Here is a 20,199-nt window from a genome sequence, read left to right on the forward strand (position 1 = left end):
GTAAAATTAGGTTTTAAGGATAGATATGAAACGTTATTTGGCAATTGATGTTGGCGGGACTAATACTAAGTATTCGCTTGCAGATTCAAGCGGTGTTTTTTTTGATAAAAATGAAATAAGTACAGGTGCTACTTCTGATGAACAAGTAAATATTTTAGTTAACCTTATAAATTCTTACAAAGAATCAAGTGATATAGCGGGAGTTGCAATTTGTATTCCTGGGTTTGTTGATCTTAAGGGAAATATTATTAGAGCAAATGCTATTTCTGGCTTTGTTAATTATCCTTTAAAAGAGAGATTAGAATCTTTAACCGGCGTAAATATAGAGATTGAAAATGATGCTAATTGTGTGGCCTTAGCAGAAAAATTTAAGGGCAATGCTATTGATTCTAATGATTTTATTGCCATAACCCTTGGCACAGGAATTGGTGCTGGAATTTTTACAAATGGCAAACTTTTAAGAGGAAGTTCTTTTATGTCTGGAGAGGTTGGATTTATGATTACTAGGGGTATTAGTAATAATATTCCTTTTAATTGTAGATGGGAGGCTATTTCTTCTGTTTTAGCCTTAAGGAAAAGAGTTGCTATGCGCTTAGAGAAGCCTTTAAAAGAGATTTCAGGAGAATTTGTTTTTGATCTTGCTGAAAATGGAAATATTCATGCCAAAAATGAAGTTGACAGATTTTTTGAGAATTTATCATTTGGTATTTTTAATTTGACTTTTATTTTAAATCCTGAAAAAATTTTGATTGGGGGAGGAATAAGCGCAAGGCCTGATTTAATAGACAGAATATATGAGAAATTAGAAAATTTGTGGTCTTTAGAAATGGCTTTTATTAATAATAATAATATAAAGAATCTTGTAACACTTGAGCCGACTAAATTTAATAATGAATCTGGTAAAATTGGAGCTTTGTATCATTATTTTACTTGCAAAAAATAAAATCTTTTAAGGGTTAGTAAGAATTTTTAGGTTTGAATATTTGAAGCTAGTTTTGCTATGAGGTTTTCAACGCTAGATTTTTGAATATTAAATTCTATTTCTACTGTATTTTGATCTTTTATTGTAGCCTTTATTTGGCTTGATATTGCAAGATTAGTTGTGCTTGTCAAGACAGTTGGAATTAACTTTTTTGACAATATTTTTACTATTGATGGGTTGTTTGTTTTGATCAAAGATTTGAAAATATATTCATTTTTATTTAGGCTGTTTATAGATAGGGTTCCACTGCTAAAAGGGATTAAATTTTTGCTATTTGCTATTTGGTCTGGAAGTAGTAATGCTGAATCTTGAATCCAAAAAAACATTTCATTTTTTTCTATTTCCTTAATATATTTTGTTGTTAGTATATTGCTATCTTTTAAGGTTTTATCTTTTTGGTTTATTGTAATGCTGGTTCTAGCTCTGTTTGGGGTAATGTATATGTTTGAATTTTTAAGTTTCCATTTTGGATTTGTAAGTATATTGCCTATTGATTCTGTATTTCTATTTTTATGAATTCCCCAGAAAATATCTTTTGGGAAATTACCCATTACTAGTATAGCAAAATCGTTATTTTCTTTTTTATAGCTAAAGTATAAATCGCTTATAAGGCCTAGGATGGATTTATATTTAGGGCTTAAAGAGTTATAAATAGATCTGTTTTTAATTAAATTCACATGGGCATATAAATTTGCGTCAGGCAAAAGTTCCATTAAGTAATTTAGATTTTGCTTTGGGGGGCTATAAGGCAAGCTGGTACATCCCACTATGAGGTACGAAATGGCAATTATTTTTGTTAATGTTTTTAACATTTTTCAATTCCTATTATTGTAAACATGTCATCGTTAAGGTTTATTTTTTTTTCTAGTTTGCTTTTGTTTAATATGACATTTAATGTTAATGTTTCAGTTTTAATGTATTTTTCAAATTTACTTAGTATTTCTTTCAATGTTGCATTATTTTCTACGTATAGGTTTATTCTATCACTAACATCAAAATTTTTTTCTTTTCTTAAATTTTGAACCTGTCTTACAAATTCTCTTGCAAGTCCTTCTAAGTATAATTCTTGTGTTATTAGCGAGTCTATTCCTATTGTAATAGAGTCTTCATTGATTACTTTTAAGTTATCTTTTTCTTCTCTCTCTAATATTATATCATTTAGTGATAAGTAATACTTAGCATTAGCTACTTTTATTTCGCAAGATATTCCATTTATTATTTTTATTATATCTTCATTTTTGAGCTTGCTAATCTCGATAGATACCGCTTTCATATCTTTTCCAAGTTTTTTTCCAAGTTCTTTAAAGTTTGCTTTTGCTTTGTAAGTTATTAGCTCCTCTTCGTTAGATTTTATTTTCATTTCTTTTGCATTTATTTCATCTAATATTATCTCTTGCATTTCTATTAGCATATTTTGTTCATTTTGATTTTTTGTCACAATATATATTGTACTAATAGGCATGCGTATTTTTATATTATGTAATGATCTGAGTGATCTTGCCATTGAAGTTATTTTTCTTGCTAGATTTATTTTTTCTTCAATTGCTTTGTTGATGAAATTTTCATTTGCTTTTGGATAATCGTTAAGGTGTATTGATTGTTTGTCTTGGTCGGTTTTTAAATTTTGATAAATCTCTTCTGTTATAAATGGAATAAAAGGTGCAAATAGAATCATTAAAGTTTTGATTGCATAATATAATGTTTCGTAGGCATCATTTTTGTCTTTATCGTTTTCTGATTTCCAAAACCTTCTTCTCGATCTTCTTATATACCAATTATTTAATTTGTCTATAAATTCAAGTAATGATTCTATTGATTTTGTTAAATTATATTTGTCTATTTCTTTATTTAGTGTGTTTTTTAGGCTTTCAATTTCGCTTATGATCCATTTGTCAAGGGTATTGTTTTTAGCCAAGTTGAGATTTTTTGGAGGTTTAAAATTATCAATTATTGCATAAGTTGTGAAAAAAGAATAAGCATTCCAAATGGGTATTATTATGTTTTTAAGAACGTCTCTTACCCCACTGTCGCTGTATTTTAAGTCGTCAGCCTTGACTACAGGACTCATTATTAAATAAAGTCTTAAGGCATCAGCTCCAAAGGTGTTTATTACTTTCATTGGGTCTGTATAATTTTTAAAGGATTTTGACATTTTTCTTCCATCGCTTGAAAGCACAAGTCCATTTACAATGACGTTTTTGAATGCCGTGTCTTCAAAAAGAGAAGTCCCTAGGATTGTAAGAGTATAAAACCATCCTCTTGTTTGGTCTAGACCTTCTGCAATAAAGTCAGCAGGAAATACATTTTTAAAATTACTTTCATTTGCGAATGGATAATGATTGCTTGCATAAGGCATTGCTCCAGATTCAAACCAACAATCTAGAACCTCGCTTGTTCTGATAAATGTGCCGCCTTCTTTGCTTGGCCAAGTTATTTTATCTATTGCGTCTTTGTGTAAGTCTTCGATTTTTTGACCAGATAGGTTTTCAAGCTCTTGTTTTGATCCAACACAAATTTTTTTTCCTGTTTTTGAACATATCCAAATTGGAATTGGATTCCCCCAAAATCTGTTTCTGCTTATTGCCCAATCTTTTGCATTTTCTAGCCATTTTCCAAATCTTCCTTTTTTCAAATGAGCTGGCATCCAATTAATTTTTTCATTTATTTTTAAGAGTTTAGTTTTTATTTTTTCTACATTTACAAACCACGAGCTTATTGGTCTGTAAATAATTGGATAGTTTGTTCTGTAACAAAATGGATATCTGTGTAGATAATTTTCTCTTTTGAATAAGAAATTGCGTGATTTTAGGTTTTCTATTATTTTTTTGTCAGCATCTTTTACAAAAAGTCCTTTAAAATCTTTTACTTGATTTGTGAATTTACATTCAGCATCTAAGGGATCTATTATATCGACATTTGTGTGTTTTTTGAGTATTCTGTAGTCTTCTTCCCCAAAAGGAGCAATATGAACAATTCCTGTCCCATCGTCAATTGTGACATAATCGGCTGTGTGAACCTTGAAAGCCCCTTTATCTTTTTGTTCTAAAAAGTAGTTAAAAATAGGTTCATATTCCACGCCTTCAAGCTTGCTTCCTTTAAATTTTTCTATAATAGTATATGAATTTTCATCATCATAATAACTATTAAGTCTTTTTGATCCAAGTATTAAAATCTCTTCTTTTTTCTTGTCAAAAATTTTAGAATATTCTATTTCTTGTCCTACTGCAATTCCAAGGTTTGAGGGCAATGTCCAAGGGGTGGTTGTCCATGCTAGCAAGTATTCGTTTTTGTCTTTTATTTTAAATTTTATTGTTAATGATGGGTCATTGACTTCTTTGTATTCTCCAAGGTTCACTTCAAAGTTTGAAAGAGGAGTTGCAAGTTTTGGAGAATAGGGTAGTACATAATAACTTTCATAGATTAAACCTTTGTTATAAAGATTTTTAAATACCCACCACACAGATTCCATGAAGCTTATGTCCATAGTTTTGTAGCCTTTTTCAAAATCTACCCATCTTCCAAGCCTCAAGATTATATTTTTCCATTCTTCTGTATATCTAAGTACTATTTTTTTGCATTCTTTGTTAAAATTTTCAATGCCATAATTTTCTATTTCGTATTTGCCAGAAATTCCCAATTTTTTTTCTACTTCGTATTCAACAGGTAGTCCATGAGTGTCCCATCCAAAATTTCTTTTAACGTATTTTCCCTTCATTGTTTGATATCTTGGAATTATGTCTTTTATTGTGTTTGGAACAAAATGTCCAAAATGGGGAAGCCCTGTTGCAAAAGGCGGTCCGTCATAAAATGTAAATTCTTCACATCCTTCTCGTTGTTCCATTGATTTTTCAAAGATCTTGTTGTCAGTCCAAAATTTTAATATTTTTTCTTCTATTTTAGGAAAATTTGCCTTGTTTTCTACTTTTTTAAACATATTAATATTATAATTCTCCTTTATTCTATTATTATTTCTTCTTTTTCTAAATAAATTGTTATTTTATTTATGTTTTGATTTTCAGCTATTTTGGTGATAATATTTTCTTCTATTTTTTCTTTTATTGCTGCAATTACGCTTCTTGCACCCGAATTTTTTTTATAGTATTTTGTAGTTATGAATTTGTTAACGTCTTTTTGTATTTCTATTTCAATTCCTTTAGAGTTAAATTTTGTTTTAAGGGTATTTAAGTAGTTTTTGCAAATTTCTTCTACATTGTCCTTTGTAAGGACGTTTAAGATGATTTTTTTTTGAATTCTGTCTAAAAGGGATAACTTAAATCTTTTTTCAAGATCTTGTTTTATTTCTTCTTTAAAGGTTTTTGTTTCTGCACTTTTTTGTTGATTTTTGTTGAATCCAATATTATTCTCTCCAAGAAGCATTCTAGATCCAACGTTTGTAGTCATTATTATAATTGTGTTTTTAAATAATATTTTATCCTCTTTACTATCAATAAGTTCTCCATTTTCAAGCATTTGGCTTATTAAGTTTAATATAGAGTTGTGGGCATTTTCAATGTTTTCAAATAATATTAGAGTTTCAAATGAATTTTTTAATTTGTTTGTCAGAATGCCTCCATCAGAGTAACCCACGTATCCTGGATTTGTGCCAATTAATTTTGAAATAGAGTTTTCTTCTCTGTAATCTGACATATCTAGTTTTAATACTGAATTTTGATCCTTTATAATTTTTTTAGATAGCTCATCAGTTAAAATGGTTTTTCCACATCCATTTGACCCTATTAATAATATTGAAGTTAAAGGTTTGGAATCGTCATTGAGTCCAAGTTTAACTTTAATAATTTCTTTAATAAATTCGCTTACCGCATGTTTTTGCCCAATAACTTTTTGATTAATTTTGTTCTCTATTGCTTTTAATTCCAAAATTTCTTCTTTTATATTAGTTGTTGTTTTAATAGATAATATTTCATTTATTGCTTTTTGTATATCATCCGATGTTATGACATTGTCTTTTGTAGGCTCTTCCTTTTTAATTGCACCGGCAATGTCTATTATATCTATTGCTTTATCTGGAAATCTTTTATTTATTAAATACTTGGATGAAAGTTTTACTATATTTGTAAGCGCACTTTTTTCATAGATCACTCCATGATAGTCTTCGAAATTTTTTGCAATATTTTTGATTATTTTTAGCGTATCTTTTTCATTGGGCTCTCTTACAGTAATTGTTTGAAATCTTCTGGCAAATGCTTTGTCTTTTGAAATATATTTTCGGTATTCATTGTAAGTAGTTGCTCCAATAATTTGTATTTCAGCTCTAGAAAGCGATGGTTTTAATATATTTGATGCATCAAGAGCTCCTTCGGAGTTTCCAGCTCCTATTAAAGTGTGTATTTCGTCAATAAATATTATTGTGTTTTTATTTTTTTCAATATACTTAATTATATTGTTTAAACGGTCTTCAAATTCACCCCTATATTTTGTTCCCGATACTAAGTTTGAAACTTTAAGCATTAAAATTGTTTTGTCTTGTAGTTTGCTACTTATTTTTTTTTGTACTATGCTTGATGCAAGTCCTTCAACTATTGCTGTTTTTCCTACGCCGGGCTCACCTATTAGCATTGCGCTATTTTTGTTTCTTCTCAAGAGTATATTTGTAAGAGTTTTAATCTCTTCTTCTCTTCCAATCAAGGGATCTAATTTTTTATCTTTTGCAAGTGCTGTTAAATTTTTGACATACTTTCCAATTTCAAAGTTTTCATTTTCAAGTCGTATTTCTTCATCAAATTCTTTGTAGGTTTCAATTAATCTTATTTTATTTTTTTCCATGTATTCCAATATATTTTGATCTTTAAAGTCGAAGCTGGATTTACTTAGTTTGTACTTTTTTAGAAGTTTTTTATTTTTTAATATTTGATAAAAAATTTCTTTTGACCCTATTAAGGATTTAGATTTAAACTCTTTTTTAGCTTCTTTTATGAGAGTAAAGATTTCTTTATTGATTTTTGGAATAATTATTTCATTTTTTTCTATTAAAATTTTTTCTAATTTATCTATTTCACATATAGCTTCTTGTTTAATGTTTTTAAGAGTTTTGGTATCTATAAATTTTATTTCAGATTTTTTAGGAGTGGTAATTATAGACATTAATAGGTGCCAAATTGAAACCTCTTTATTTTTATTTTTTCTTGCAATTTCTTTTGAATCTATTTCTACCAAATTTATTAAATTTTCTGTTATGTTAATATTTTTCTATCTCCATCTTTATTGCATTTATTATACCAAATATTTTATGTTTTTCCTTATACTCGAGTTTTATAGATATGTAAAATTTAATTTTTGGTTCTGTCCCAGAGGGTCTTACGGTTATTGCAATTTCGTTTTCAAGTATAAATTTTATTGCGTTTATAGGATATTTATATTCTTTTATTTCTGAAATTTCTTTTTTGAAGTTAATCTTTTTAAGAGTTTTATAGTCTAATTTTTCAATTATTTTAATTCCCGCGAATTGCATTTTTTGTTCTTTTCTTAGCTTTAACATTATGGCTTCTCTTTGAATTTCTCCGTTAGCCCCTTCAAAGTTTTTTTCTATATTAAATTCTTCATAATATCCAAATTCTTTGTATATATTTTCAAGATAATTCTTAATTGTTTTTTGCTCAGCTTTTAAATCAAGCACTAAAGAACAAATCCCTTTTATTGCTGAAAATGCATCTTTGTCTCTAACCGTTTTTCCTATTAAATATCCATGACTTTCTTCGCATGCAAAAGCAAATTTTTTATTTGGTTCATTTTTTTCCATTTTATCAATTAAGCTTCCTATCCATTTAAATCCTGTGTAAGTTCTAAAAATTTGAGAACCATATTTTTCTGCAATTTTTTCTAGCATTTGTGTTGTTACGAACGATGATATTACAAATGTATTTTTAGGATTTATTTCTTTTGAGAGTATATAATTCATTAGAATGCATGATATTTGATTTCCGTTTAAGAATATCCATTCGCTTTGGTCTTTAAATGCTATTCCTATTCTGTCGGCATCTGGATCTGTTGCAAGGGCAATGTCACAATCTTCTTTTTTTGCAAGCTCTATTACTTTAAGCATTGATGTTTTTTTTTCTGGATTAGGATATTTTATTGTTGGAAATTCAGGATTTGGCATTATTTGACTTTTTTCCAAAAAAAGCTGTATTTTGCTATTTGCAAAGAGTTTTTTTATTATGCTTCCACCGGTGCCATGTAGTGCCGTGTAAGCTATTTTTAAGTTTGTCTTTTTACTGTTCTTTTCAAAATCAGGGAATTCTTTGTTTATTGTTTTCACGTACTCTTTGTCTATTTCATTGCCAAGTTCTTTGATAATCTTTTTTTCAATACCTTCTTTTATGGTAATTGTATTTATTATGTTTTTTACTTTTTGAATTTCATTAGTTATTAGTGCGTCATGAGGTGGCATTATTTGGATTCCACCTTTCCAGTATGCTTTGTAACCATTATATTCTTTTGAATTATGACTTGCTGTTATCATAACACCAACATCACAATCAAATTTTCTTATTGTGTAAGATAGTTGGGGGGTAGGTCTCAATCTTTTGTATATATATGTTTCAAAATTATTTGAAGCAAAAATTTGAGCAGCACTGTAAGCAAATTCTTTTGAAAAATGTCTTGAATCATAACTTATTGCAACTTTGGGGTTTTTATTTATTTTAAGTACATAGTTACATATTCCTTGGCTTATTTTTTTTATATTATACGTATTTATGTAGCATGTTCCAGCTCCAATGATTCCTCTCATTCCAGCAGTGCCAAATTCTAGATCTTTGTAAAATCTGTTTAAAATTTCTGGCTCATTATTTGTTTTTTGAATTTTTATTGCTTCTTTTTGGAAATAGATATCTTCTTCAAGAAGAATGTAATTTCCCAATTTTTTTTTGGCTTCTATTTTTTGCATCAATTATCCTTTTTATTTTATTTTATTTTTTTAAACAAAGATTAATTAAATTATATTGATTTATAATGAATTATATACTTGATATAGAATTTATTATTAGATAATTTATAAGAATGTATATTAAATTTTGGTCGTTAAATTAATGATAGATTTTTTTTTGAAGTCAGAATATCTTCCCGCTGGTGATCAACCTAAAGCAATAAAAGAGATTGAAAATTCTATTTTGCTGGGGAATAAGTATCAAACATTAAAAGGTGTTACAGGGAGTGGAAAGACTTTCACAATTGCAAATATAATTAAAAATCTAAACAGGCCTGCCCTAGTTGTCAGTCACAATAAAACATTAGCAGCACAGCTTTATAGAGAGTTTAAAGATTTTTTCCCAAACAATGCTGTTGAATATTTTGTTTCTTATTATGATTATTATCAGCCAGAATCCTATGTTCCTTCGAAAGATTTATTTATTGAAAAAGAAGCTACCATTAATACTGAGATAGAAATCAAGCGAATAAGGACAGTAACGTCTCTTGCCAAAAGACGAGATGTTATTGTTGTTGCAACTGTGTCTTCAATTTATGCGCTTGGATCTCCAGATTTTTTCAAAAAATCAGCACGAGAATTTTTTGTAGGCCAAAAAATTTCTATTAAAGAAATATCAGATATTTTTGTAGAGCTTTATTATGAGAGAACTTTAATAAATCTAGAGAGAGATAAATTTTCAATTAAGGGAGATATTGTTGAAATTTGGCCTAGCAGTGAGCATGGAGAGTTTGCTTATCGAATTTGTTTAGATTTTGATGAAATTGTTAAAATATACAGGATTAGTTCCTTTTCTAAAAAAAATTTAGGAACTACAAATAGTTTTACTCTTTTTGCTAAATCTTATTTTGTAATTCCTTATGAAAATGTATTAGAAGCTATACCTAAAATATCTTATGATTTGGATCTTCAATGTCAATATTTTAAAGATAATGGCAAGCTTGTAGAAGCCGAGAGACTTAAACAGAGGGTAGGGTATGATTTGGAAATGCTTAGAGAAACAGGATTTTGCTCGGGCATTGAAAATTATTCTAAATATTTGAGTGGAAGTACAATGGGAAGGCCTTATTGTCTTTTTGATTTTTTTTCGAAAGATTACTTATTGTTTGTAGATGAATCTCATGTAACATTGCCGCAATTTAGGGGAATGTATAATGGAGATTATTCTAGAAAATTAAATCTTGTTAACTTTGGATTCAGACTTCCCGCAGCGCTTGAAAACAGACCCCTTAAATATGATGAATTTGATGCATTAATTAATCAGGTTGTATTTGTGTCTGCAACCCCAGGTTTTGAAGAGAATGAGAAAAGTAGCGTGGTTGTTGATCAAATAATTCGTCCTACAGGTCTTGTTGATCCCGAAATTATTACCAGGCATTCTGATGGTCAAATGGAAGATCTTTATAGTGAGATTCAAAAAAGAGTAGCCCTTAAAGAGCGGATTTTAATTACTACTTTGACAAAAAAAATGTCTGAGGATTTAACTGAATATTTAGTAAGTCTTGGTGTAAAGGCAAAATATTTACATTCAGAACTTGACACCCTTGAAAGAGTGGAAGTTATTTCGTTGCTTAGAAAATCCGAAATTGATGTTATTGTTGGTATTAACTTGCTTAGAGAGGGTTTAGATATTCCAGAAGTATCTCTTGTTGTAATATTAGATGCTGATAAAGTGGGATTTTTAAGATCTACTACTTCATTAATACAAACAATTGGCAGGGCTGCTAGAAATTCTAATGGACTTGTAATAATGTATTACGACAAAATAAGTGTGGCTATGCAGGAGGCAATTGAGGAGACTAATAGAAGACGCCAAATTCAGATTGATTATAATAAAAAAAATAATATTATTCCTAAGACAATTGTTAAAAAGGTTCAAAATATTTTAGAAAAAGAACTTAATAATAAAGATAAAAATATTAGTTATGATTTTGAAAAAATGATTTCAGACAAGAGATTGTCTAAAAAAAAGCTTATTAATAAGCTTAAATTTGATCTAGAAGAAGCTGTTAATGATGAAAGGTTTGAAGATGCAATTGTTTTAAGAGATAAGATAAAAGAGCTTAGTGGTAAAATTGGTGTGGTTTGTAATAAATAAAAGAGAGGTGTAATCTTTGTTAAAAAATTTGAAAAAAAAAATTATCGTCAGGGGAGCAAAAGAGCATAATTTGAAAAATGTTGATGTAGATATTCCAAAAGATGGTTTAGTTGTAATATCTGGCAAGAGCGGCTCTGGCAAATCTTCTCTGGCTTTTGATACTATTTTTGCAGAAGGGCAAAGAAGATATATGGAATCTGTTTCAGCTTATGCAAGACAGTTTTTAGGTGTAATGAAAAAACCTAATGTTGATTATATAGATGGACTTTCTCCTTCTATAGCCATTGAGCAGAGAACAATAAGTAATAATCCTCGTTCTACTGTTGGAACAATTACTGAGATTTATGATTATTATAGACTAATATTTGCAAAAATAGGTAAAGCATACTGTCCAAATGATGGCAGATTAATAGAAGAGCAATCTTTAGATAAAATAATTAATACTATTTTAAATTATCCTGAGGGATCTAAGGTTATACTTTTTGCACCAATTATAAGGGGTTCTAAGGGTTCTCATAAAAAAGTTTTAGAAAAAATATTAAATCAAGGTTTCAATAGAGTTAGAATAAATTCCGAAGATTATTTAATAGAAGATGCACTTAATTTAAATTTGCATAAAAATAAAAAACATACCATTGAAATTATAGTTGATAGAATCAAGCTTGACAATAATGTTCGAGTTAGGCTTGCAGAATCTATTGAGACTTCTCTTGCTGTTTCTAATGGATATTTACGAGCTGAAATTGAGAATGATTTGGAAAAAATAGATAAACTTTTTACAGAGCATAACAGTTGTCCTTTATGTGGATTTTCACTTCCTTTGATAGAGCCTAGGCTTTTTTCCTTTAATAGTCCGTTTGGCGCTTGCAGCGAGTGTTCTGGTCTTGGAGTTACACTTGAGTTTGATTTTGAGAGTATTTGTCCGGATACTAATCTTTCTTTTAATGATGATGCTTTTATTACGTTTAAGACAAGTTCATCTTGGTCTGTGGCTATTTTTAAAGGACTTGCCAAGCATTATAATTTTAAATTAAATACTCCCGTAAAAGACATTCCAGATAAAGTTCTTAAACAGATTTTATACGGTTCAAATGAAAAAATAGATTTTATTTATCAGTCCAAAGAGATGGAAACAAAGGAGGTGGATGGAGGATTTCATTATTCCAAAAAGTTTGAAGGACTTTTACCTCTTTTAAAAAGACGATATCTTGCAACAGAGTCAGAGAGTACTAAAATTTTTTACGAAAATTTGATGTCTAAAAAAATCTGTAATTCATGCAAGGGTAAGCGTTTGAGTGTTGGAGCTTTAACTGTGAAAATCAACGGGAAAGACATTCAAGATCTTAGTAATTTGTCTGTATTTGATTCTTATGTGTTTTTTGAAAATTTACAGCTTGATGTGGTGGATGAAAAAATATCTAAAGAAATTTTAAAGGAAATTAAAAATAGACTTAAATTTTTAATTGATGTTGGTCTTTCTTATTTGTATTTAAATAGAATATCGGGCAGCTTGTCTGGGGGTGAAGCTCAGCGTATTAGGCTTGCTACTCAAATAGGATCAGCACTTTCGGGCGTTATTTATGTTCTTGATGAGCCGAGTATTGGTCTTCATCAAAGAGATAACGAAAAATTAATCTCTACTCTTGTTAATCTTAAAAATCTTGGCAATACTGTAATTGTTGTTGAGCATGATGAACAAACTTTGCGCACTGCAGACTATATTATTGATATGGGTCCTGGTGCGGGAATTCTTGGAGGGGAAATAGTTGCAAAAGGAACTTTAATTGATATTTTAAATAGCAAAAATAGTTTAACTGGTCAATATTTGAGTGGAAAGTTTAAAATAGATGTTCCAAGCTCTAGAAGAAAGACAGATAAGGGAGAAATTTTGCTTTTAGGGTCTAATAAAAACAATCTTAAGAATATAGACGTAAGTATTCCCTTGGGAGTTTTTACTGTAATAACAGGTGTTTCTGGCAGTGGAAAAAGCACTTTACTTAATGAAGTGTTATATCCGGCTCTTGATAGCAGATTAAAGCTTAATGAAAAGTATTGTGATGGTTTTAAAGACATTATTGGGTACGAAAAAATCGATAAAATTATTCAAATAAATCAAAAACCAATAGGAAGAACTTCAAGATCAAACCCAGCGACTTATGTTGGATTTTTTACAGAAATTAGGGAGCTTTTTGCTAAACTTCCGGATGCAAAGTCAAGGGGTTTTAAAGCCGGTAGATTTTCTTTTAATGTTAAGGGTGGAAGGTGTGAAAAATGTCAAGGGGATGGATATCTTAATATTCAAATGCATTTTTTACCAGATGTTTTTGTTCCTTGTGATTTGTGTAAGGGCAGAAAATTTAATGAAGAAACTTTAGAAGTTAGGTATAAAGGTAAAAATATACACGATGTTTTAGAGATGAGTGTGTTTGAAGCTAAAAAATTTTTTGAAAATGTTCCAAAAATTCATCATTATTTAAAATTTTTAATTGAAGTTGGACTTGAATACATTAAATTAGGGCAATCCGCAACAACTTTATCAGGAGGCGAAGCTCAACGCATTAAGTTGGCTTTTGAGTTAAGTAAAAAGAGCACAGGTAAAACCTTTTACATTATTGATGAACCAACAACTGGATTACATTTTGATGACATAAAGAAGTTGCTAGAGGTTTTGCAGAGGTTAGTTTCTAATGGCAACACAGTAGTACTCATAGAGCATAATTTGGATGTAATTAAACAGGCAGATTATATAATAGATTTGGGTCCTGATGGTGGATTGGCAGGGGGGAATATTGTTGTTTCTGGTATTCCTGAAGAGGTTTCAAAATGCGAGAATTCCTATACAGGAATGTTTTTAAAAAATCTTTTGTAATATTGTTATTTTTTTTAACATTTTTTGATGTAATTTTTGCGCAGACTGTAAATGATGAGAATTCCAGAAAAAGAAGTAAGCTAACTTTAAGTCAAAAATCTTATTTAAGAGAACTTGAGCTTTCAACTGATGAAGATTTGAAAAAATGGGCCTTACAAGAAGGTCTAGAAGAAACGGATGTTTCAAAAATACGAGAATTGCTTTTAAAAAAGTTTGGAATAGATCCTGAGCTTTTTGTCAAAGGGAAAGGACTTGCTGGATCTGGTAGATATAAAATAATAATTGAAACTACAGACAATCTTGAAAATTTCACTTATGGACTTACTAAGGATGAAAGTATTGTTTTTGAAGGAAGAGTTAATATCTTAGTTGAAGATATTAAAGAGAATAAGAAACATAATATTAAAGGCGACAGAATAGTCCTTAATAGGGGATCTAAAAAACTTTATTCTATTGGGAATGTCGAATATATTCTTGATATGGATACCAATGAAAAGCTTTATTTTTATGGTAATGAATTTTTTGTAGATTTTGATTCTCAAAATTTTTTATTAAAAGATGGCATTCTTCAAAAAAAAATGCAAAAAAATCAAATAGATCATATTCTTTCGTTTGGAGGAAAAGTTTTAAAAAAGATAAACAATGATGTCACTATTTTGGAGCAAGCTTTTGCAACAACTAGTAAAATTCCAGAGCCTTACTATTCAATCAAGGCCGCTAAAATATGGGTATTGCCTTCAGGAGATTTTGGTTTTTTAAATGCTATATTTTACATGGGAAGAGTTCCAGTATTCTATATTCCTTTTTTTTTCAGACCGGGAGATAGTCTATTTTTTAATCCATCGTTAGGCTTAAATCAGCGAAAAGGTTTTTCTGTTTTTAATACTATTTATCTTTTTGGTAATAAATCTTCAAGTGAAGATTCTTCTTTTTTGGATTTTGATTTCAATTCTGTTTATAATTCAGGTAAAAAGCCTTATATAAGAAATGGATATTTAACTTATTTTTTTGCAGAAAATTTAGCATCTAATCTTAATAAAGATTATGTTAAGTTGATTTTTGATATTTATGCTAATCTAGGATTTTATTCTGGAATTTATTTTGATTTGGGCAATACTTTGGGGCATTTCAAAACTTTGGAAGGAAATTTTGGATTAGGTTTTACTAGGAATGTTTATAGTTATGATGGAGGATATTATCCTTTTGATAATAGAACTTTAAAACAATCTCTTTTTAGTTTTTCTAATCTTAACAAAGGAGATGTATTTGGGTTTGAAGTTCCTTTTAGATATTTGCTTAAATTTAAAACAGAATTTCTTTTAAGAGATGCACTTTTTTCGGTTCTTTTAGAGCATTATTCTGACCCATATGTTAATATTGATTTTAAAGATAGAATAGAGAGTGCTACGTTTTTTTCTCTTTTAAATTTAGATAAAGATTCAGTTAAAGAGCAAACTAGAATTAGCACTTTTGATTGGAATTTGTCTTCTTTTTATAGTCGAGCATTTGATAATAACTCAATTTTAGATTACAAATTAAATAATTTAGGCTTTAGTTTTAAATTATCGGAATATGAAAATCTTTACGTTAAATCTCCTTTGGAAAAACCAAAAGAGATTAATGATCCTACAAGAAAATGGTTTTATTTAGAGAGAATTTATGTTCCATATATTGATTTAAATTTTCAAAAAGATCTTTACAATAATCAATGGACGTTCTCAGCTGATACTAAAGAAATGATAATGCGCCCAGAAATTAAAAATCTAGAAGATAAAGATAATGACAAAAAGGGCATGAAGGAGAAAAAGACCGAACAAATAAAAGATTTAAATAAAAAATTATATATTCCCCCAGAACCAATTACTTTGAAAAATATTGATCAATTTGATTCTTTTTTTATTAGATTTGGTATTAATCCTTATTTAAGAAATAATATTTTTTTTAATAATTATGGCATCACAAGTCCAAAAGACTTTAATTATGAAATAAAAAATTATTTATTTGATATAAAAAATAAAACAGATATAAAAATTCATGCTGATTTTTATAATCGTTTAATTACTTTTGAAAATTTATTATATCTTAATACTATTGAGTATAATCCTTTAAACAAAGATTTTAAAGTTGAAGATAAAGATAAAAAAAGTGAGCATTCTATTATTAATCAAGTAAATTTAAACTTGCTTCCTTTTATTAGGTATCCCTTATTCTCTAGGAGTATTTTAAAGTTTGAGAATAAGTCTACTTTGTATTCATTTAATAAAAAATATGATTCTGATGCAAAATCTTTGGTTAATAAAAATAGTAGTATTTTTTTCTCTGATCCGGAAACTTTTTATCAATCTTTAACAGCTTCTTTAATTTATGATTATAATTATTTTAGCGCTGAACTCTCAGGTGAATTAAAAAATACTTTTGAAGATATTAAGGCTTCTTCTGAGCTTAAACTTTCTTTAGATTTTCCTTATTTGTTGCAAGAAGCTGGGATTGGAATTAAATATCATAAAAAGTTTAAAGAAGATACCATTAAAAATCCTGGAATTTCTGTTGCTCAATCTTTATTAAATCCTTTGGAGCCCAAAAGACCATCATCACCTTATAAAAATTTAGAAATGTCTCCTGCTTTGTATTATAAAATTGAGCCAAAGTATTTTAATTATGTTAAATTTAGTTTTTTAGCTGCTTATGATCCTTTAATAAATAAAGTTTCTGAACTTTCGTTTAAGCTTAATGTTTTTGATTTTCAGGTTTTGTTTGCTATGAAAGATGACTTTGAATATAATTATGATCCTTTAAAAGGAGATTTTTCCAAAGTTGGCATTACAACTAAACTTGTTCCATACTCTTTAGATTCTAGCTACAAGAAGGAATTGTATGTTTTAAATTTTTTTGACAAAAAACTTTCTTTAACTTTAGGGATAGATGCTGGTTGGAAAATGAATCTGCAGAAGTTTACGGATAATGAACTTTGGTCTGCATTGACTTTTAAATTTAAATATACAGAATTTTTAGAAATTTACTTTTCTACTTTTTCTGTCAATACTAAGACTTTTAGATACTTTAAAGGATATATGGATCAAATTGGCTTTGAGACTGTCAATATCTTTACTGATTTGTTAAAATCTTTCAATTTCTTTAATTCCCAAGATAGAAAAAATTCACTTTTTAAAATTAAAAAATTTTCATCGGGCTTTAAATTTAATTTTTATGATTGGAAATTTGTTGGCGAATATAATTTAGAGCCGGATTTGCTAAAAGGATCTGACGGGATTTATTCTCCTATTTGGAGAAATAATTTTACAATTTATATTTCTTGGAATTTCTTTGCTCCTGTAAAAGCATCATTTGAAAGCAATAAAGATACAAACTATGAGCTTAGCATTAATAGAAAAACAAAAAAATAATAACGGTTTTCATGTATTAGCAGTATTGATTTTTATAGTTCTTGTTATTAAAATATTTATTGTTTTTTTTGTCTCAATCCCTATTTTTGTTATATTGAGCTTGAAAATAGACGGATATTTAATAACTGAGTTTAAGGCATCGCTATTTTTGTTTTTAGAAACAATTTTTAGTGCATATGCTTTAAATTCAAATGAAGTTTTAGGGCCAATAAAAAACTCTCTATATTTATTTTTATACTTTGTTTGATCGTTTATTGTAAGATCTTCTTTTTTTAAGACAATTTTATTGTTGTTAAGACTAGTGTTTTGCCAATTTATTTTTACTATGTCTAAACTATTGTTTGTAATTTGAATATAAATATATTCATTTGTAGCTTTAATTACATCGATATTAATGTATTTAGAAGGAGATTCTAAAACTTTAAAATCAGTTTCATAATCAGGATTTATTTTTATTGTTGTACAACAATAAAAATAAATCATTGACATCAGGAATATTGTTTTTATGTATTTTTTTGCAATATTTTTACTTAGTTTTGTGAAAGCCAAGATCTGCAATATTTTCATCTCCTGGAATAAAAGAAATTTTTCCACCTTGTTCTTCAAATTTTTTCCTTAACTCAGCTGTCTTTTTGATTAAATTGATAGTAATTTGTTTTAATTTTTTGCTATTATAGATTCCTTTTGACCAATATTCAATTATTAATTTACTGTCGCCAAATATGTTTGTTATATTTTCTTTTAATGCTATTTTGAGTGCTGTGTACAGGGCAAGTAGTTCTCCAAAATTATTGCTAATCCCTTGAAAATTTTTGACATAATGATTTCCATATTCATTAATCAAGGATTTATCTAAGATTTTATCTAATATTGAAATCCTTTTTTCGTTTACAACCCTAATTTCTACACCTTTTCCCCTTCCTGTTCCAGAATCAAAATATATTCCAATTGGGCTCTGATAAATTTTATTCCCATTATTGAATAACCAATTTTGAGCTTGTTCTATTGTTTTGAAACTTTTTATTTTATTATTTTTTCCTTTAATAGTAGCTTTGCATTCTTCCCAGGATTTGAAAATAATTTTTTCATTACTATTTATCAAAATGCATGCATAATATTTGTCCATATGTTAGTATTAACTCCCCGAGCACCAAAAGTTTGTTATATTGCAAGCTTTTCCAAAAATTTCTTCTTTCGATTTTTTAAATTCCATTGCATCTACTATTTCTTTGTTGTAACCAATGAATTTTTCTTTTAAGCTTGGTTTAATGAGCCTTTTTGGAAGTACGCTTGGGAGTATTCCTGTAATTGTATAAGACATGTAAAAATTGTAAGCAGCCGCATTTATTTCTCCGGGAGTAATTATTCCCGAAATTTCGTAATTTCTTGATACATTAAGTCCGGCTATTTTGTATATTCTGTCAACTACTAAAGAGCAATAGGTTTTGTTATGAATTTCTTCAAGATTAAATGAATCTGTCCATAAGTTAGAAGATATTAATGGAACCATATATCCAAAGTTATTGTCAATATATCTGCTTCTTCCAAAATTAATAGCTTTTTGAATTGTTCTTGTGTCTGTTATTGGTGAGAATATTTTTAATATTCTTGATTGTACATATGTTGAAAGTTTTTCATATCCTGAGCCTTGAGTAGATGCTGTATCGAATTTGATTTGATTGCTTGTAATTATTGATTTTATATCAAAACTGTCATTCCCATTAAATGCAATTTTTTTAGTAGCCTCGTATTTTTCTTCATCAAATATTCCTACATGTTGCCAAAAATAAAAAAACTCTGTCCAATCTATTTTTGGCTTTATTAGTATTATGTCGCCATTTGATAAAAGAGATCTTAATTTTTTAGGGGTTATTTCAATTCCTGTATTTGGGTCTATTATTTTTGGTATCAGATCATATTGATTGATATTATCAGAGTCAACAGCTGACCTTTTGGTCCTTTTTCTAGTTGGAGATGATTGTTTTGAATAATACAATTCATTGTGAAGATCTACAATTTTTTGCTTTTCAATTATTGTTTTTATTGTGCTGTTTTCAACATTTAAAAAGTGCATAAATTGTTCAAAATATTTTTTATCTTTTATTTTTAATAATTGATTTGCTATTATATGAGGTGCAACATATTCTTTCCCGTCTATTATTTCTTTTGTTATTGAGTTTATATTTTTTTGAGGAAAAAATGAATTGATATGACTTAATTGTATGTATCCCAAATTTTTATCATGGAATGTTTGTTCAATTGAGTTTAAAATTTCTTTTTCTAGGTGCATTTGTGATTCTATTAATGCTGTCAATTTTTCATTATCTGAATTTGTATGATTTAAATTTGTTTTTTTTTCAAAAGCAGTATCAATTTTAATTGTTAGATTGCCATTGACGCTGCTTTGATCTATAAATTTTTCCCATTCTGTTTCATTATTTAAATAATTTTTATAAGCATTTAAATAGTTTTTTATTTCTTCTAGTTTTTGTGGACTTATTTTGATTTTTGCGGCTGTTTGTTTTATTAAAAAAGAATTATCGTTATTGTTTAAGATTTCTTGGATACTGGATATTGGTATTCTATATTCTGTACTAGAAGGAGTCTTTATTAAAGAGCTTTCTAATGGTGTTTTTTGTGTTAATATGAATTCTGATGTGCTTGGATTTTTTGACTTATTATTCCCAATTAAGGAGCAAGATATTAAGATTTGCATAACCAATATTAATATGAATCCATTAATTTTCTTCATGGTAGTATTTTAGCATAGTTCTTTTCAATGTTTTTGATTTAGAGCTCTATTTTAGAATTTCTTTTTTATTTTTACTAAGCTTTCTACACAAATAATATTTTTTTAAAAAAATTAATAAATAGTTGATATTTCTTAATGCAAACTATAAT

Annotated in this window: 11 protein-coding genes; 4 read left to right on the forward strand and 7 right to left on the reverse strand. The window is 28.2% G+C overall.

All coding sequences use genetic code 11. The annotated features are described in order from the left end of the window. Nucleotides 1-25 precede the first annotated feature (25 nt). Nucleotides 26-943, forward strand: coding sequence for an ROK family protein (locus QIA27_RS04720; protein ID WP_301403692.1), 918 nt, complete (start codon nucleotides 26-28; stop codon nucleotides 941-943). Nucleotides 944-969: 26 nt separating this feature from the next. Here QIA27_RS04720 and QIA27_RS04725 read toward each other — a convergent pair whose 3' ends face one another. From QIA27_RS04725 to QIA27_RS04740, 4 genes are read right to left on the reverse strand one after another with little or no spacing between them, the layout of a single operon-like run. Continuing rightward, on the reverse strand, nucleotides 970-1,794 hold the full coding sequence (locus QIA27_RS04725; RefSeq protein WP_301403693.1) for a hypothetical protein: 825 nt from the start codon (nucleotides 1,792-1,794) through the stop codon (nucleotides 970-972). Then, on the reverse strand, nucleotides 1,788-4,916 hold the full coding sequence (gene ileS / locus QIA27_RS04730) for an isoleucine--tRNA ligase (protein ID WP_301403694.1): 3,129 nt from the start codon (nucleotides 4,914-4,916) through the stop codon (nucleotides 1,788-1,790). The genes QIA27_RS04725 and ileS overlap by 7 nt, the downstream gene beginning before the upstream one ends. A 20-nt stretch (nucleotides 4,917-4,936) precedes the next feature. After that, entirely contained in the window at nucleotides 4,937-7,156 is a 2,220-nt protein-coding gene (locus QIA27_RS04735; RefSeq protein WP_301403695.1) for an AAA family ATPase, read from the reverse strand. Between the two features lie 22 nt (nucleotides 7,157-7,178). After that, nucleotides 7,179-8,888: a phospho-sugar mutase gene (locus QIA27_RS04740; RefSeq protein WP_301386576.1), complete on the reverse strand. Its 1,710-nt coding sequence runs from the start codon at nucleotides 8,886-8,888 to the stop codon at nucleotides 7,179-7,181. Between the two features lie 142 nt (nucleotides 8,889-9,030). Between QIA27_RS04740 and uvrB the strand changes: the two genes are divergently transcribed. Genes uvrB through QIA27_RS04755 form a run of 3 tightly spaced genes read left to right on the forward strand, consistent with a single transcriptional unit; the run spans nucleotide 9,031 to nucleotide 17,298 of the window. Continuing rightward, a complete protein-coding gene (uvrB, locus tag QIA27_RS04745) occupies nucleotides 9,031-11,025 on the forward strand; it encodes an excinuclease ABC subunit UvrB (protein WP_301403696.1) in 1,995 nt (664 codons plus the stop codon). 16 nt (nucleotides 11,026-11,041) lie between these two features. After that, nucleotides 11,042-13,894, forward strand: coding sequence for an excinuclease ABC subunit UvrA (gene uvrA, locus QIA27_RS04750; protein ID WP_301354274.1), 2,853 nt, complete (start codon nucleotides 11,042-11,044; stop codon nucleotides 13,892-13,894). Beyond that, nucleotides 13,849-17,298 (forward strand): LPS-assembly protein LptD, encoded by a 3,450-nt coding sequence (locus QIA27_RS04755; protein WP_301403697.1) that lies wholly within the window; start codon nucleotides 13,849-13,851, stop codon nucleotides 17,296-17,298. The genes uvrA and QIA27_RS04755 overlap by 46 nt, the downstream gene beginning before the upstream one ends. A gap of 9 nt (nucleotides 17,299-17,307) precedes the next feature. Here the strand turns inward: QIA27_RS04755 and QIA27_RS04760 are convergent, their stop codons facing one another. Genes QIA27_RS04760 through QIA27_RS04770 form a run of 3 tightly spaced genes read right to left on the reverse strand, consistent with a single transcriptional unit; the run spans nucleotide 17,308 to nucleotide 20,050 of the window. Continuing rightward, complete coding sequence (locus QIA27_RS04760) at nucleotides 17,308-17,856, reverse strand: hypothetical protein (RefSeq protein ID WP_301403698.1); 549 nt, start codon at nucleotides 17,854-17,856, stop codon at nucleotides 17,308-17,310. After that, nucleotides 17,825-18,424: a ribonuclease H family protein gene (locus tag QIA27_RS04765; RefSeq protein ID WP_301386579.1), complete on the reverse strand. Its 600-nt coding sequence runs from the start codon at nucleotides 18,422-18,424 to the stop codon at nucleotides 17,825-17,827. The genes QIA27_RS04760 and QIA27_RS04765 overlap by 32 nt, the downstream gene beginning before the upstream one ends. Nucleotides 18,425-18,433: 9 nt before the next feature. Then, nucleotides 18,434-20,050: a hypothetical protein gene (locus QIA27_RS04770; protein WP_301403699.1), complete on the reverse strand. Its 1,617-nt coding sequence runs from the start codon at nucleotides 20,048-20,050 to the stop codon at nucleotides 18,434-18,436. Nucleotides 20,051-20,199 lie beyond the last annotated feature (149 nt).

It is taken from the genome of [Borrelia] tanukii, from assembly GCF_030439725.2.
GTDB classification, from domain to species: Bacteria; Spirochaetota; Spirochaetia; order Borreliales; family Borreliaceae; genus Borreliella; species Borreliella tanukii.

Bases quoted from the DNA above. Each gene is read 5' to 3' on its own strand.
- QIA27_RS04720 (WP_301403692.1), top strand. From the start codon at position 26: ATGAAACGTTATTTGGCAATTGATGTTGGCGGGACTAATACTAAGTAT.
- QIA27_RS04725 (WP_301403693.1), bottom strand. From the start codon at position 1,794: ATGTTAAAAACATTAACAAAAATAATTGCCATTTCGTACCTCATAGTG.
- ileS (WP_301403694.1), bottom strand. From the start codon at position 4,916: ATGTTTAAAAAAGTAGAAAACAAGGCAAATTTTCCTAAAATAGAAGAA.
- QIA27_RS04740 (WP_301386576.1), bottom strand. From the start codon at position 8,888: ATGCAAAAAATAGAAGCCAAAAAAAAATTGGGAAATTACATTCTTCTT.
- uvrB (WP_301403696.1), top strand. From the start codon at position 9,031: ATGATAGATTTTTTTTTGAAGTCAGAATATCTTCCCGCTGGTGATCAA.
- QIA27_RS04755 (WP_301403697.1), top strand. From the start codon at position 13,849: ATGCGAGAATTCCTATACAGGAATGTTTTTAAAAAATCTTTTGTAATA.
- QIA27_RS04765 (WP_301386579.1), bottom strand. From the start codon at position 18,424: ATGGACAAATATTATGCATGCATTTTGATAAATAGTAATGAAAAAATT.
- QIA27_RS04770 (WP_301403699.1), bottom strand. From the start codon at position 20,050: ATGAAGAAAATTAATGGATTCATATTAATATTGGTTATGCAAATCTTA.